Source organism: Prosthecodimorpha staleyi, from assembly GCF_018729455.1.
Lineage (GTDB): Bacteria > Pseudomonadota > Alphaproteobacteria > Rhizobiales > Ancalomicrobiaceae > Prosthecodimorpha > Prosthecodimorpha staleyi.
In genome coordinates this window covers 289,405-303,842 of the sequence record NZ_JAHHZF010000005.1, presented here as the reverse complement: position 1 = coordinate 303,842, position 14,438 = coordinate 289,405, and the positions used below count along the sequence as shown (strand labels likewise).

The 14,438-nt window shown below is 69.8% G+C and carries 15 protein-coding genes; 14 read left to right on the top strand and 1 reads right to left on the bottom strand.

Translation table 11 applies throughout. The features are described from left to right. Nucleotides 1-160: 160 nt before the first annotated feature. The 7 genes from KL771_RS12070 (at nt 161) to KL771_RS12040 (ending at nt 7,167) form a co-directional block, all read left to right on the top strand. Nucleotides 161-1,270, top strand: coding sequence for an NAD(P)-dependent alcohol dehydrogenase (locus KL771_RS12070; protein WP_261968804.1), 1,110 nt, complete (start codon nt 161-163; stop codon nt 1,268-1,270). Then, a complete protein-coding gene (locus KL771_RS12065; protein ID WP_261968803.1) occupies nt 1,267-1,851 on the top strand; it encodes a glutathione S-transferase family protein in 585 nt (194 codons plus the stop codon). The genes KL771_RS12070 and KL771_RS12065 overlap by 4 nt, the downstream gene beginning before the upstream one ends. Before the next feature lie 274 nt (nt 1,852-2,125). Continuing rightward, nucleotides 2,126-3,355 carry an ABC transporter substrate-binding protein gene (locus tag KL771_RS12060; protein WP_261968802.1) on the top strand — a complete coding sequence of 410 codons (1,230 nt, stop codon included), beginning with the start codon at nt 2,126-2,128 and terminating at the stop codon, nt 3,353-3,355. Between the two features lie 132 nt (nt 3,356-3,487). Further along, nucleotides 3,488-4,429, top strand: a complete 942-nt coding sequence (locus KL771_RS12055) for a branched-chain amino acid ABC transporter permease (protein ID WP_261968801.1) — start codon at nt 3,488-3,490, stop codon at nt 4,427-4,429. Nucleotides 4,430-4,433: 4 nt separating this feature from the next. Next, nucleotides 4,434-5,714, top strand: coding sequence for a branched-chain amino acid ABC transporter permease (locus KL771_RS12050; protein WP_261968800.1), 1,281 nt, complete (start codon nt 4,434-4,436; stop codon nt 5,712-5,714). Continuing rightward, nucleotides 5,711-6,463 carry an ABC transporter ATP-binding protein gene (locus KL771_RS12045; protein ID WP_261968799.1) on the top strand — a complete coding sequence of 251 codons (753 nt, stop codon included), beginning with the start codon at nt 5,711-5,713 and terminating at the stop codon, nt 6,461-6,463. Before KL771_RS12050 ends, KL771_RS12045 begins: the two co-directional genes overlap by 4 nt. Beyond that, on the top strand, nt 6,463-7,167 hold the full coding sequence (locus KL771_RS12040; RefSeq protein WP_261968798.1) for an ABC transporter ATP-binding protein: 705 nt from the start codon (nt 6,463-6,465) through the stop codon (nt 7,165-7,167). Before KL771_RS12045 ends, KL771_RS12040 begins: the two co-directional genes overlap by 1 nt. Nucleotides 7,168-7,193: 26 nt before the next feature. Here KL771_RS12040 and KL771_RS12035 read toward each other — a convergent pair whose 3' ends face one another. Next, nucleotides 7,194-8,006: an alpha/beta fold hydrolase gene (locus KL771_RS12035; RefSeq protein WP_261968797.1), complete on the bottom strand. Its 813-nt coding sequence runs from the start codon at nt 8,004-8,006 to the stop codon at nt 7,194-7,196. Between the two features lie 344 nt (nt 8,007-8,350). Here KL771_RS12035 and KL771_RS12030 point away from each other — a divergent pair, with 344 nt between their 5' ends. From KL771_RS12030 to KL771_RS12000, 7 genes are all read left to right on the top strand, one after another. Then, on the top strand, nt 8,351-9,112 hold the full coding sequence (locus tag KL771_RS12030; protein WP_261968796.1) for an enoyl-CoA hydratase-related protein: 762 nt from the start codon (nt 8,351-8,353) through the stop codon (nt 9,110-9,112). Between the two features lie 2 nt (nt 9,113-9,114). Next, a complete protein-coding gene (locus KL771_RS12025) occupies nt 9,115-9,936 on the top strand; it encodes an alpha/beta fold hydrolase (protein ID WP_261968795.1) in 822 nt (273 codons plus the stop codon). Further along, nucleotides 9,933-10,598 (top strand): glutathione S-transferase N-terminal domain-containing protein, encoded by a 666-nt coding sequence (locus tag KL771_RS12020; RefSeq protein ID WP_261968794.1) that lies wholly within the window; start codon nt 9,933-9,935, stop codon nt 10,596-10,598. The genes KL771_RS12025 and KL771_RS12020 overlap by 4 nt, the downstream gene beginning before the upstream one ends. 3 nt (nt 10,599-10,601) lie before the next feature. Further along, nucleotides 10,602-11,798: a CaiB/BaiF CoA transferase family protein gene (locus KL771_RS12015; RefSeq protein WP_261968793.1), complete on the top strand. Its 1,197-nt coding sequence runs from the start codon at nt 10,602-10,604 to the stop codon at nt 11,796-11,798. Further along, complete coding sequence (locus KL771_RS12010) at nt 11,795-12,451, top strand: carboxymuconolactone decarboxylase family protein (RefSeq protein ID WP_261968792.1); 657 nt, start codon at nt 11,795-11,797, stop codon at nt 12,449-12,451. The genes KL771_RS12015 and KL771_RS12010 overlap by 4 nt, the downstream gene beginning before the upstream one ends. Before the next feature lie 98 nt (nt 12,452-12,549). Further along, nucleotides 12,550-13,296: a GntR family transcriptional regulator gene (locus KL771_RS12005; RefSeq protein WP_261968791.1), complete on the top strand. Its 747-nt coding sequence runs from the start codon at nt 12,550-12,552 to the stop codon at nt 13,294-13,296. Between the two features lie 159 nt (nt 13,297-13,455). Beyond that, nucleotides 13,456-14,421, top strand: coding sequence for an aldo/keto reductase (locus KL771_RS12000; RefSeq protein WP_261968790.1), 966 nt, complete (start codon nt 13,456-13,458; stop codon nt 14,419-14,421). Nucleotides 14,422-14,438: the final 17 nt, after the last annotated feature.

Genomic DNA, 14,438 nt, shown 5'->3' with positions numbered 1-14,438 from the left:
CCGGCGAGACGCGATCTATTCAATTCTATCAGGGTTTCTGGGCGGATTCGCACCGATATCAAGCAACGATGCCCAGTATGGGCATTCAATAGTCCATAAGCTATATGATTGATTTAATTGCGGTCAGCCGCTAGTGATCGAACGGGCCAGGGAGGCGCGGGTGTTCGAGGCGAGGGCGGCGATTTTCGGCGAAGCGGGCGAATCGGTCCGGATCGAACCCGTCCGGCTCGAAGCGCCGCGGGCCGACGAGGTCCTGGTCCGGATCGTGGCCACCGGCCTCTGCCATACCGACATCCTGGCCCGCGACGGCCGGCTGCCCTATCGGCGCCCGGCTGTGTTCGGCCATGAGGGCAGCGGCATCGTCGAGGCGGTCGGCGCGGCGGTGGCCGGATTCGCACCCGGCGATCCGGTCGTCGTCACCTATCGCAGCTGCGGCACCTGCCCGAACTGCCTGGACGCGCGCTCGGCCTATTGCGAGGACAAGCGGCGGCTCAATTTCTCCGGCGGCCGCGCCGACGGCACGAGCCCGGTGTTCCGCTGCGACGGCACCGCGGTGGCGGCGGCCTTCTTCGGCCAGTCCTCCTTCGCCGAGCGGGTCGTGGTCGCCGCGCGCGCCCTCGTCAAACTGCCGGCGGACGTGCCGGTCGAACTGATGGGGCCGCTCGGCTGCGGCTTCCAGACCGGTGCCGGGGCGATTCTCAATGTCCTGAAGCCGGCGCCGGGCAGCGCGCTGGCGGTGATCGGGGCCGGTGCCGTCGGGCTCGCCGCCGTGATGGCCGCCAAGGCCGCGGGCGCCTATCCGATCCTGGCGGTCGACCGCGATGCCGGGCGGCTCGACCTCGCGCTCGACCTCGGCGCCAGCCATGCCGTCACGGCCGGGGCGGGGGCGCTCGACGAGATCCGCGCCATCGCCGGGCGCGGCGGCGTCGACGGCGCGGTCGAATGCGTCGGCAGCGCCGCAACCGTGCGGCTCGCGCTGGAGGCGCTGCGCATGGGCGGCACCGCGGCGGTGACCGGCGCGGCCGCCGGCACCGGCGACATCGCGATTCCCGCGGCGACGCTGCTCTACGGTCGGACCCTGCGCGGCGTGATCCAGGGCGACAGCAACCCGCCGGTGTTCATCCCGCGCCTGATCGAACTTTGGCGGCAGGGCCGCTTTCCCTTCGATCGCCTGGTCCGCTTCTTCCCCTTCGACGAGATCGAGGCGGCATTCGCCGCGGCCGCATCGGGGCAGGTCGTGAAACCGATCCTGCGCATGGCGGACCCATGAAGCTCTACGACCATCCGGTCTCCGGCAACGGCTACAAGGTGCGCCTGTTCCTGGCGCTCGCCGGCCTCGCGGCCGAACGGATCACCGTCGACGTGGCGGTCCGGGCGCACAAGGCGTCCGACTTCCTGGTGCTCAATCCGCGCGGGCAGATCCCGGTGCTGGTCGACGGCGAGACCGTGCTGTTCGACAGCCAGGCCATCCTGGTCTATCTCGCCGCCCGCCATGCACCCGACTGGCTGCCGACGGATCCGCGCGGCCTCGGCGAGGTCACCCAATGGCTCGCCTTTGCGGCCAAGGAGATCGCGGTCGGCCTGCAGGCGGCGCGGCTGCATTTCCTGATCGGCACGCCGATCGATATCGTCGCGGCGCAAGCAGAGGCCCGGCGGGCGCTGGCGATCCTGGAGACCTGGCTGTCCGCGCGCGACTGGCTCGTCGGCACCCGCCCGACCGTCGCCGACATCGCCTGCTTTCCCTATGTCGCGCTGGCACCAGAAGCCCGCGTCGCCCTCGATCCGTATGCGGCCGTGGGGCGCTGGATTGCCCGCATCCGGGCCCTGCCGGCCTTCGAGCCGATGCTGTGAAAAAGCCCATTAAATCGAAAAGTCATATTATTGACTTTTACCGGATCGCCGCCTAGCCTGCGCCGGTCGTTCGGCCTCAGGGCCGATCCCCAGTCCGGCCGCGCGAGCGGACGGAGCGCCGAACCGGGCCCCCAGAAGCCCGGATCCCGGAGCGGGCTGCGATCCTTCGGACTCGTCGGCAGCTCCCATCACTGTCTCAAGGCAAGTCCCCGCCGGTCGGAGCGGCGCGCTCCGACCGGGACTTGCCTCATGTCGGAGGAAACGGATGCATCCCGTGCTCAAGCTTGTCGCCGCCGCCATCCCGGCCCTGGCGCTCGGTGCCGCCGCCGCTGCGGCCGAACCGGTCAAGGTCGCCTATCTGACGCCGAAGACCGGGTCGATGGCCTTCATCGGCGCCATGTACGATCCGACCATCGATTTCATCGTCAAGCCGTTCAACGCCGCGGGTGGCTGGAACGGCAATCCGGTGGAAGTCTCCGTCTATGACGACCAGGGCACGACCCAGGGCGCGGCGGACCGCTTCAAGCAGGCCGTCGCCGACGGCGCGCGCATCATCATCGGCGCCGGCACTTCGCCGCTCGCTGCGCAGAATCTCGCCGACATCAAGCGCTGGAACCAGCGCAACCCGGACGATCCGGCGATCCTGCTGATCGTCGGCGCCGAGGGCGTGAACTTCACCGGCGCGGATTGCAGCTACTATTCCTTCCGCTTCACCACGACGCCCTATATCCGCCAGAACGCCCTCGCCAAGGTGATGAAGGAGACCGGCGCGCTCGGCCAGAAGGTCTATTCGCTGCAGCCCGACTACACGATGGGCCGCGACATGGAGGCGGCGACCGTCGCCAACGCCAAGACCTATGGCTACGAGGTGGTCGGCACCGCGCGCCACGACGTGTTCAAGATCAAGGACTTCTCGTCCTTCATCGAGAAGGCCCGCGCGGGCGCGCCGGAGACCATCTTCACCGCCAATGGCGGCAGCGACCTGCAGCTGATCCTGCAGGCGGCCTCCTCGGCCGGTCTGCCGGCCAAGTTTGCCGGCATGTTCCTGGACGAGCCCGGCAACCTCGCCGCCGCCGGCCCGGCCGCGCTCGGCAACTTCACGGCCCAGATCTTCAACGCCCAGGCGGGCGGCGAGAAGGGCGAGGCCTATCGGGCCGCCTTCAATGCCGCCACCGGACGCGATCCGGTCGCCTTCATGAGCAACAGCCTGATCACCCTGACCATGCTGACCCATGCCATGAAGCAGGTTCCGGCCGCACCGAAGCTGCCGATCAAGGCGCTGATCACCGCCATGGAGACGACCAAGACGCCCTGGCCGCTCGGCGATCTGTCCATGCGCGCCGACGACCATCAGCTGCAATTGCCGCTGGTCGTCTCGGTGGTCTCGAAGGACGCCGCCCGCAAGCTCGACGGCACCGACATGGGCTTCAAGCCGGTCAAGCTGCTGAGCGCCGAAGAGGCCTCCACGCCGGTCAATCCGGACTGCAAGATGGTCCGCAACTGATCGGACCCGCCATCCCGACGAGGCCGGGGCCTCGCCCGCAGGGCGCCGGCCGCCGGCTCGCCGCTTGATCCCCTTCGATCCTGTCGGGTCGTCCCGTTCGGGCCTGCGCCCGACGCGCCGGAGCCGGAGTGCATGGATACCATCGTCGTCGCCCTGCTCAACGGGCTGATCTACGGGCTGCTGCTGTTCATGATCAGCTCCGGCCTGACGCTGATCTTCGGGATGATGGGCATCCTCAACTTCGCCCATGCCTCCTTCTACATGCTCGGCGCCTATCTGGCCTTCGCGGCGACCCGAATCTTCGGCTTCTGGGGCGGGATCGTCATCGGCACGCTCGGCGTCGCGCTGATCGGGCTCATCTGCGAGCGCACGCTGCTGCGCCATGTCCGCCGGCACGGCCATGTCCAGGAACTGCTCCTGACCTTCGGCCTGTCCTTCGCCTTCGAGGAACTGGTCAAGGTGTTCTTCGGTCCCTATGCAGTCTCCTATCCGGTGCCGGAGAGCCTGCGCTTCGCCGCCTTCTCGATCGGCGCCGTGCAGTATCCCTTCTTCCGAGTGCTGATCGGGGCGACCGCCATCGCGATGTTCGCGGCCATCTTCTGCCTGCTGCGCTTCACCCGGATCGGTCTTGTGGTGCGCGCCGCCGTGCTCAATCCCGACATGGTGCGTGCTCTCGGTTACAATGTCTCGGCGATCTTCTCCGGCATGTTCGCGGTCGGCGCGGGTCTTGCCGGGCTCGCCGGCGCGATGGGCGGCGCCTACTACACGACCAATCCGAACATGGCGACGGAACTCGGTGTCATCGTCTTCGTGGTCGTGGTCGTCGGCGGTCTCGGCTCGCTCTCCGGCGCGCTGATCGCCTCGCTGATCATCGGCGTGCTGGTCAATGCGGTCGTCTATGTCGACACCACCTTCGGCGACCTCCTCGCCAAGATCGGCGTCGTCTCGGCGGAGACCGCCCGCACGCTGCTCAACGTGCCGATCGCCAACACGGCCGGCGTCCTCCCCTTCCTGCTCATGCTCCTGGTCCTGATGATCCGGCCCCAGGGCATCGCCGGCGACGAGCGGGTCTGACCCCATGTCCAGGATCGTCCTCGTCCTTCTCGGCCTCGCCGCCGCCGCGGCGCTCGTCGCCCTGCCGGCCTTGGGCGGGCTCGCCACGCTCAACCTCGCCAACAAGATCATGATCGCGGCGGTGTTCGCGCTCGGCTTCAACCTGCTCTGGGGCCAGGCCGGTCTGCCGTCCTTCGGCCACGCCGCCTATTACGGCGTCGGCACCTTCGCGACCATCTACATGATGGATGCGATCGACCGCGGCGGAAGCTTCCCGACGCCCCTGCTGCCGCTGGTCGGCGCCGGCGCCGGGTTCCTGTTCGGGCTGGTCGCCGGCTGGTTCGCGACCGTCCGGTCGGGCGTCTACTTCGCCATGATCACGGTGGCGATCGCCGAACTGGTCAGCGCGCTGGCGCAGAAATGGGAGGGCCTGTTCGGCGGCGAGGCCGGCATCCGCTCGATTCGCACCAACTGGGGTCCGCTCGATTTCCAGTCGACCGGTTCGGTCTACTACCTGACGCTGGCCTGGACGCTGGTCGTGCTCCTCGCCCTCTACGGCCTGCAGCGCAGCCCGTTCGGGCTGGTCGTGCGCGGCATCCGCGAGCGGGAACTGCGCATCCGCTTCCTCGGCTACGACGCGCATCGGGTCAAGACCGTTGTCTTCGCGCTGTCGGCGGCGGTGTCGGGACTGGCCGGCGGGCTCCTGGCGATCTCCGACGAATCCGCCAGCATGGTGCTGTTCGGCGGCGCCGGATCGGCCTTCGTGGTGCTCAACACCGTGATCGGCGGTGCCGGGGTGTTCCTCGGGCCGGTGATCGGCGCGGCATTGACCACCAGTTTCGCCTATTTCGGCTCGAGCCTGTCGCATTTCTGGCCCTTCTATCTGGGCGTCGTCTTCGTCGTCACGGTGCTGTTCGCCCCCGAGGGCATCGGCGGCGCGATCCTGGCGCGTTGGCGCCGCGTGCGCGACGGCACCGGGCCGCTCATCGGCCTCGGCGATCTCGCCGGTCTCGCCGGCGCCGTGATGGCGATGGCCGGACTGGTTCTACTGATCGAGCTGACCGGCACCGTCTGCTCGGAGGCCTATCGCGCCGAAATCGCGTCGCTGAAGGGCGTCTGGCCGCCGGTCCGCATCTTCGCGGTGCCGTTCGCTCCGCTGACGCCGTGGCCCTGGCTGGTCGGCCTCGTCGCGCTCGTCGGCGGTAGCCGCCTTGCCCTCGGCGCCGGCCGGCCGGTTCTGCCGCACCTCTTCGCCGGCCGCCCCGGCCCCCGCGCCGAACAAACCCGTCCCGGAGAGAGCCCGTGAACGCCAACACCCTGAAGCTCGAGGGCGTCGCCAAGACCTTCGGCGTGGTGCGCGTCCTGGAGGCGATCGACCTCGATATCCGGCAGGGCGAACGCCACGCCCTGATCGGCCCGAACGGCGCCGGCAAGTCGACGCTGTTCAACCTGATCTCGGGTGCCTTCGCGCCGACCTCCGGGGTGATCGCCCTCAACGGCACGTCGATCGGCGGACTGGTGCCGCATGCCCTGAACCGCGCCGGGCTCGGCCGCTCGTTCCAGATCACCCATGTCTTCGACCGGCTGACGGTCCGCGAGAACATCCTGCTCGCCGTGATGGGCCGGTTCGGCAAGCGCTGGAGCCTGATGCGCATCGGCCCGGTCTGGGCACGCATCGCCGAGGAGACCGACCGGCTGATCGCGGGCGCCAACCTTGCCGCGCAGGCCGAAAAGCGCGCTGCCGATCTCGCCTATTCGGAGCAGCGCGCGGTCGAGATCTGCATGACGGTCGGCACCGGCGCCTCGGTCATCCTGCTCGACGAGCCGACCGCCGGCATGTCGCGCGAGGAGACCCGGCACATCATCGAATTCATCCGCCGCATGACCGAGGGCCGCACGCTGGTGATGGTCGAGCACGACATGGACGTGGTCTTCACGCTCGCCGACCGCGTCTCGGTGCTGGTCAACGGCCGCATCCTGGTGACCGGGACGCCGGCCGAGATCCGGTCCGATCCGCGCGTGCGCGAAGCCTATCTGGGCGATGGGGAGCACTGATGCTGGACGTCGCCAACCTGCATGCCGCCTACGGCCATGTGAAGGTGCTGAACGGGGTCACCTTCCAGGTTCCGGACGCCACCATCGCAACCATCCTCGGCCGAAACGGCTCCGGCCGCTCGTCGACCTGCAAGGCCGTGATGGGACTTCTGCCGCCGAGCCGCGGCGCTGTCCGCATCGGTGGCCGCGATCTCGCCGGCCTGCCGGCCCACGAGGTCGCCCGGGCCGGCATCGCCTATGTGCCGGAGGATCGCCAGATTTTCCGCAATCTTTCGGTCGAGGAGAACATGATCCTCGGCATGAAGGCGGGCCGGTCCGGCAAGCCGTCCTGGACGCTCGACGAGCTCTACGACGTGTTTCCGCGCCTGCGCGAGCGGCGCAACGTCAAGGCCGGGTTCCTGTCGGGCGGCGAGCAGCAGATGCTGACCCTGTTCCGCTCGGTGCTCGGCAATCCGGACGTGATCCTGATCGACGAGCCGACCGAGGGCCTGGCCCCGAAGGTGGTCGAGGCGCTGGCCGAGACGATCCTGGAGATGAAGCGGCGCGGCCTCGCCATCCTGCTGCTCGAACAGAAGCTCGCCATGGTCATGCGCCTGACCGACCGGGTCTTCGTGATGGGCCGCGGCGAGATCGTCTTCTCCGGATCGGTCGAGGCCTTCCAGGCCGACGACGAGATCCGGCGCGCCTGGCTGGAGGTCAGCTGATGGCGCGTCGGCGGCCGGTCCCCCGGTCAGGGATGAAGGTCGCGCCACCAGGCGGCGATCGCGGCGGCGGCCTCGACCGGCTTCTCGGCCGGCATGGCGTGGCTCGCCCCGGCGATCGCCGCGGCCGTGACGCGGGGGCCGAATTCGTCCACGAGCTCGCGTTCGGAACCGGCCGGGCGGAACGGATCGGCGCCGCCCATCAGGTCGAGGATCGGCGCCACGCCGGTCGGCCACCAGTCCGCCTGCACGGTCGCCGCGCGGGCGGCGCGCTGGCTGGCGACCACCGCCGGATGCCAGCCTTCGAGCCATTCGGTGGCGTCGTTGCCCTCCGCGAAGAAGCCGAGGCGCAGCGCGGCGAGCCGGTCTTGCGGCGCGGTGGCGGGATCGTTGATGGCCGTGATCGCAGCGGAGAGATGCGCCGGCCAGGCGCGCGCCCCAGAGGCGAGCAGCACGACCCCGTCGATCAGATCCGGCCGGTCGGTCGCAAGCGTGCGCGCGATCCAGGTGCCGTAGGCGTGGCCGGCGATGATCGCGGGCCGGCCTTGACCGGCGGCGCGCTCGGCCTCGATCACGGCGGCGAAGTCGGCGGCGAAATCATGGAAGGTGACGCCGGTCATCGGCCCGGCCGAGGGCGCGATGCCGCGCGGCTCGGGGCGGGCGACGCGGAAGCCATGGCGGTTCAGCGCCTCGGCGAGCGGCCGGAGTTCGGCCGCGCAGCGTCCCGTCGAGGCGATCAGGACCACCAGCGGGCCGTCGCCCGCAACCCGGTAGCCGATGCGGATACCGCCGGGGCGGTCGATCAGGCGAAGGGCGGCGGCATCGGTCTCGGCTGGGGACACGGGGCGGGTTCCTCTGGGTGGCGGGCGCCGATCAGGGCTGGGAGGCGGCGCGGCGGGCGGGTGATCGCGAACGGGCGAACCGTCCCGGCCGGACCTGCCCGGGCCGGGCGGCGATTGACAAGCCCGGGATCGAGAAAATACATAAAACTAGCTTTATCATTTAACAAGCCGCTCCGGATTTCGATCCAGGCGTTCCCTGCGCGGGACGGGGCGGCGGGCACACCGGTTCCGGGATCGGCTCGGCGAGGACGCGGTACGGACGGACCCCGGGTCCGCGCCGGGCGGGTCGTCGTCGCTTCGGCGGTCGCGAATCGGATGGGCCGGACTCGGGCGGGAGGAACGGCATGACGTTGAAGATCGAGAAGCAGAACGCCATCGCGACGGTGACCATCGACCGCCCGCCGGTCAATGCGCTGACGCTGGCGCTCTATGGCGAGATCGCCGAGACCTTCGAGGCCGCCAAGGCCTGGGACGACGTGAACGTGATCGTGTTCACCGGGGCGGGCGAGAAGGCCTTCTGCGCCGGCCTCGACCTCAACGAATTCCTGGCCGCCACCATCCAGGACGACCCGAAGCGGGCGGCGATCGTGCGCCGGTCCTTCGCGGCGGTGCGTCATGCGCCGGTGCCGGTCATCGCCGCCGTCAATGGCCCGGCCTTCGGGGCGGGCTGCGTCTACGCCTCGGTGGCCGATATCCGCATCGCGGCCGAGCATGCCCGCTTCGGCATGCCGGAGATCAATGTCGGCCGCTGCGGCGGGGCCGCCCATATGACCCGCCACCTGCCGCAGGGCCTGCTGCGCCGGATGTATTTCACCGGCCAGCCGATCGACGCCCGCGAGGCCTGGCGCGTCGGCTTCGTGCAGGAGGTAGTGCCCTTCGCCGAACTGGCGCCGACCGCGCAGGCCATGGCCGCCGTCATCGCCGCCAAGGCGCCGATCGGCCTGCGCATGGCCAAGGAGGCGCTGAACCGCGTCGAGTTCATGCAGACCGAGGACGGCTACGAGCTGGAGCAGTCCTTCTCGACCCGCCTGATGACCACCGAGGACGCCCGCGAGGCGACCCGGGCGGTCGTCGAGAAGCGCCCGCCCGTCTTCGTCGGCCGCTGACCATGAAAGCCATGGGCCTCCATCTGGAGATCGAGCGGGCCGGCGACGGCGCGCCCTGGATCGTGTTCGGCAACTCGCTGCTGACCGATCTGTCGCTCTGGGACGAGGTCGCCCGCCCGCTCGGCCGCCGCTTCAACCTCCTGCGCTATGACCAGCGCGGCCATGGCCGGTCGCCGGTGCCGTCGCATCCGCTCGCCATGGCCGAACTCGGTGCCGATCTGATCGAAGTCCTCGATGCGGCCGATATCGACCGCTGCCTCTATGTCGGCCTCTCCATGGGCGTGCCTACCGGGCTTGCCGCCCTGGCGCGCGCGCCCGGCCGCTTCGGTGGCCTGATCCTGGTCGATGGCCAGGCGAAGAGCGCACCGACCGGCCAGACCTTCTGGCAGGAACGGATCGCGCTCGCTCGCGCCGAGGGCATGGCCGGGCTCGCCGAGGCGACGGTGCGGCGCTGGCTGAGGCCCGAACGGCTCGGCACGCCGATGGCCGAACGGCTGCGTGCCATGGTGGGGGCGACCCCGCTCGAGGGCTTCGTCGCCGCCGCCTCCGCGCTGCAGCGCTACGACGAGAGTGCGGTGCTCGGCCGGATCGCCGTGCCGACCCTTCTGGTCGCCGGCGCCGAGGACGGCGCCATGCCGGACACCATGCGGACCATGGCGGCCGCGATCCCGCAGGCCCGGTTCGCCGCGATCCCCGATGCCGGTCATGTTCCGGTGTTCGAGCGGCCGGAGGCCTTCCTGGCCGCGATCGCGGATGCGCTCGACGCCTGGGAGCGCGACGGTGGCGCACCTGGCCGTCTGATGGGCGGGGAGGGCCGGCGATGAGGCTGCTCTGGTCGCCGCGCTCGCCGTTCGTGCGCAAGGTGATGATCCTGGTGCATGAACTCGGTCTTCAGGACCGAATCGAATGCGTGCGCGCCGTCGCGGTGCCGCGCGGCGCGCCCAATCCGGTCATCGCGGCGGAGAACCCGCTCGGCAAGATCCCCGTGCTGCTGCGCGACAGCCTGCCGCCGCTCTACGATTCGCGCGTCATCGCCGAGGCGCTGATCGCGCTGGTGCCGGACGGCGAAAAGATATTGCCGGCGTCCGGCGAGGCGCGGCTGACGCAATTGCGCTGGCAGGCGCTCGGCGACGGCCTGACCGACAACCTGCTGCTCTGGCGAATCGAGCGCATGGGCGTCTCCGGCGGCGATCCCGGCACCATGGCGAGCTATCGCGCCAAGGTGGTGGCGACGCTTGCGGCGCTCGAAGGGCAAGCGGCGGCGCTTGCGGCCGCACCCTTCGGGCTCGGCCAGATCGCCATCCTGTGCGCGCTCGGCCAACTCGATTTCCGCTACCGCGCCAGCGGCTGGCGGCCGGCCCATCCGCACCTCGCGGCCTGGGCCGAGACGCAGGCAACGCGGCCCTCGCTCGTGGCGACGGCCGTTCAGGACGACATCGGGTCCGACGAAGGACCCGTCATGGACCTCGTGTTTGGGGGAGGCTGAGGCTTGGCCGGACCGCTCTCGCATATCCGCGTGCTGGATCTCAGCCGCATCATGGCCGGCCCCTGGTCGGGCCAGATTCTCGCCGATCTCGGCGCCGACGTGATCAAGGTCGAACGGCTCGGGGAGGGCGACGACACGCGTCGCTGGGGGCCGCCCTATCTGGCCGCCGCCGACGGCAGCCGCACGCAGGAATCCGGCTACTATCTCTCGGTCAACCGCGGCAAGCGCTCGGTCGAGGTCGACATCGCGACGCCGGAAGGCCGCGATGTCGTGGTCGCGCTCGCGCGAACGGCCGACATCGTCTTGGAGAATTTCAAGGTCGGCACGCTCGCCCGCTACGGGCTCGGCTACGACGACCTGAAGGCCGTCAACCCGCGCCTGATCTATTGCTCGATCACCGGCTTCGGCACGACCGGCCCGCGCAAGAGCGAGGTCGCCTACGACTTCATGATCCAGGCCATGGGCGGCCTGATGAGCGTCACCGGCGAGCGGGACGATCTTCCCGGCGGCGGGCCGCAGAAGGTCGGCGTGCCGATCGTCGACATCATGACCGGCATGTACGCGACCGTCGCGGTGCTGGCCGCCCTGGCGCGGCGGGCGGAGACCGGGGAGGGCGATTTCGTCGACATCGCCATGCTGGATGTCTCTGTCGCCATGCTGGCCAACCAGGCGATGAACTATCTGGTCTCCGGCAAGGCGCCGATCCGGCGCGGCAACCGGCATCCGAACATCCAGCCGCAGGACGTGTTTGCGGTCGCCGACGGTCATCTGGTGCTGGCGGTCGGCAATGACGAGCAGTTCCGCCGTTTCGCCGAGGTGCTCGGCTGCCCCGAATGGGCGGGCGACGCGCGCTTCGCCACCAACGCGGCGCGCGTGACCCATCTCGAAATCCTGCATCCGCTGATTTGCGAACGCTTCCTGACCCAGCCGCTCGACCACTGGCTCGCCGCACTCGGCGCCGCCCAGGTGCCGTGCGGGCCGATCAACACCGTGCCGAGGGTGTTCGAGGAGGCCCAGATCCAGCATCGCGAGATGCTGCGCGAGCTGCCGCACCCGCTCGCCGGCACCGTCAAGCAGGTGGTCAGCCCGATGCGCTTCGCCAACGCGCCGCTCGCCTTCGAGCGCGCGCCGCCGCTTCTCGGTGAGCACACCGCCGAGATCCTGGCCGAACTCGGCCTCGCCGGCGAGGTGGCCCGATGACCGCGACGCCGTCGGCCGGCCGCACGCCCATCGCGGCACCACGCACCGGCGCGCGCATCTCGCTGCCCGATGCCGACGGCATGAGCGCCGAGCAGAAGCGCGTGCGCGATGCGATCATCAACGGCCGGCGCGGCGAGCTGGTCGGGCCCCTGCGCGCGGCCTTGCACAATCCCGAACTGGCCGAGCGCTGGAGCCAGTTGGGCGAGACGCTGCGCTACCGCACCCGGCTGCCGACCCGGCTCAGCGAACTGGCCGTGCTGATGACCGCGCGGGTCTGGAACAGCGAACTCGAATGGGGCGTCCATCGCAGGGCCGCCGAGGCGGCCGGGCTGGAGGTCGCGACGATCGAGGCCATCCGCGACGGCGCGGCGCCCGCATTCGCCGATCCGGCCGATCGGGAGGTCTACGATTTCGTCCGCGACATGCTGACCGGCGGCGATGTCGGCGAAGCGGCGTATCAGGCGGTGCTGGCGCGCTGGGGCGAGGGCGGGGTGGTCGAACTGACCGCGCTGGTCGGCTACTACTGCATGGTGGCGCTGACGCTGAACGTGCACCGGATTCCGCTGCCGGCGGGTCTCGGCGTCGAACTGGTCGCAGGCCGGGTCGAGGAGCCCGGACGGCTGACGCCGCTGCCGGCACTGCCGGCCGGCTGAGAGGTCGATCCGGCACGGGATGGTGGCAGACGTCATTCACCCATAATCTATATCATCGACATAAGCCCGGGGGGCGGGTCGGCGGGAGGAGGCCAGAGGTGGCGGGCGGAAGGCAGACGACGGCGGAGGCGCTCAAGAAGAGCGCGGTGTCCCGCTATATCCAGCTCGCGACCCTGTTCCGGCGGCGCATTGAGACCGGCGAATGGGCGGTCGGCATGCAGGTGCCGACCGTGGAATCGCTCGCCCGCGAATGCGGCGTCGCGACCATGACCATCCGCCAGGCCTTCGACATCCTGGAGAGCGAGGGCCTGATCGAGCGCTTCCGCGCCAAGGGCACCTTCGTGCGCGAGCGGCCGTCGCAGGATCTGTGGTGTCAGGTCGAGACCGACTGGAAGGGCATGCTGATCGCCCGCGACAAGGCGAAGATCGAGATTCTGCACGACGAGCGCGGCGTGCAATTGCCGACCGCCGGCCGTCGGGTCGGCCGCCCCGCCGAGGCCTACCGCCACCTGCGCCGCCGGCACACCCGCGACGGCGAGGCCTTCCTGATCGCCGATGTCTATGTCGCCGAGCGCATCTGCCCGCTGATCCCGGAGGAGGCCTATTCGGCCAAGACCGCCCTGCGCCTGGTCGCCGACGTGCCCGGCCTCGTCATCACCGACGCGACCCAGACGCTGACCATCGGCAGCGCCGACCTGATCACCGCCGACCTGCTCGACATCCCGCTCAGCCATCCGGTCGCCAAGATCGAACGCTGCGCCGTCGACGCCGAGGGCGAACTGGTGCTGCTCGCCGACGGCATCTATCGCGGCGACAAGGTCCGGATCGACTTCAAGCTGCGCTGAGCCGATCTGCAAAAAGGTAAAAGCTATAAAATTGACTTTTTGAGGCGGCCGTGACATCAGACCTCGGTCGGCTCGCCTTCGGGCGACCGTCGGGAAAAGCCCGCCGGCGGATCGGCCGGAACGGGCAGGCGGGCGGACCGCACCGGGAGGACTGTCGGCGTGAAGTATGTGCAACTCGGCCGGACCGGGACCCGCGTCTCCAATCTGTGCTTCGGCACCATGTCGTTCGGCTCCTACGCGACGCCCGAGACGGCGCAGGCCCTCTACGGCGCCTGCCGCGAGGCCGGCATCAACTTCTTCGATTGCGCCAATTCCTATGCGGGCGGCGGCCGGGCCGAGAGCCTGCTCGGCGCCTGCATGAAGGCCGACCGGGACGACATCGTCATCACCTCCAAGGTCTGCCGGCCGATGTCCAAGGACACCAACGGCTCGGGCCTGTCGCGCCGGCACATCATGGCCGAGGTCGAGGCGAGCCTGCGCCGGCTCGGCACGGACCGGATCGATGTCTATTTCGCCCATCACTACGACCCGTTCACGCGCGTCGAGGAGACGCTCAGGGCCTTCGAGGACCTCAGGCGCCAGGGCAAGATCCTTTATGCCGGCGTGTCGAACTGGTCGGCCTGGCGCATCGCCGACGCGCTCGGGGTCTCGGCGGCCGAGGGGCTGGTCGCTTTCGACGTCGTCCAGCCGATGTACAACCTGGTCAAGCGCCAGGCCGAATACGAACTCTTCCCGCTGGCGCAGGCCAAGGGGCTGGCGGTGATGATCTTCTCGCCGCTGGCGAGCGGCCTCCTGACCCGCGCCAATGCCGATCCGGACGGTGCGCGACAGGGCCGGTTGGCCGAGCCGCGCTACCTGAAGCGCTACGAGGAGCGGCGCAACTTCGAGATCGCGGCCGAATTCTGCCGGATCGCCGACGAAATCGGCGTCGATCCGGCCATGCTGGCGGTCGCCTGGGCGGGCTCGCATCCGGCCGTCACGACGCCGATCATCGGGGCGGAGACGGTCGCGGAGATGCGCAACTATCTCGACGCGGCCGAATTCGCCATGACGCCCGACCTGCGCGCGCGCATCGCCGCGCTGGCCCCGCGGCCCGACTACGAAATCGAACGCACCATCGATTGACCGGACGACGGCCGGAC

Coding starts and splice junctions, on each gene's coding strand:
- KL771_RS12065 (WP_261968803.1), top strand. CDS start 1,267: ATGAAGCTCTACGACCATCCGGTCTCCGGCAACGGCTACAAGGTGCGC.
- KL771_RS12055 (WP_261968801.1), top strand. CDS start 3,488: ATGGATACCATCGTCGTCGCCCTGCTCAACGGGCTGATCTACGGGCTG.
- KL771_RS12050 (WP_261968800.1), top strand. CDS start 4,434: ATGTCCAGGATCGTCCTCGTCCTTCTCGGCCTCGCCGCCGCCGCGGCG.
- KL771_RS12040 (WP_261968798.1), top strand. CDS start 6,463: ATGCTGGACGTCGCCAACCTGCATGCCGCCTACGGCCATGTGAAGGTG.
- KL771_RS12030 (WP_261968796.1), top strand. CDS start 8,351: ATGACGTTGAAGATCGAGAAGCAGAACGCCATCGCGACGGTGACCATC.
- KL771_RS12025 (WP_261968795.1), top strand. CDS start 9,115: ATGAAAGCCATGGGCCTCCATCTGGAGATCGAGCGGGCCGGCGACGGC.
- KL771_RS12020 (WP_261968794.1), top strand. CDS start 9,933: ATGAGGCTGCTCTGGTCGCCGCGCTCGCCGTTCGTGCGCAAGGTGATG.
- KL771_RS12010 (WP_261968792.1), top strand. CDS start 11,795: ATGACCGCGACGCCGTCGGCCGGCCGCACGCCCATCGCGGCACCACGC.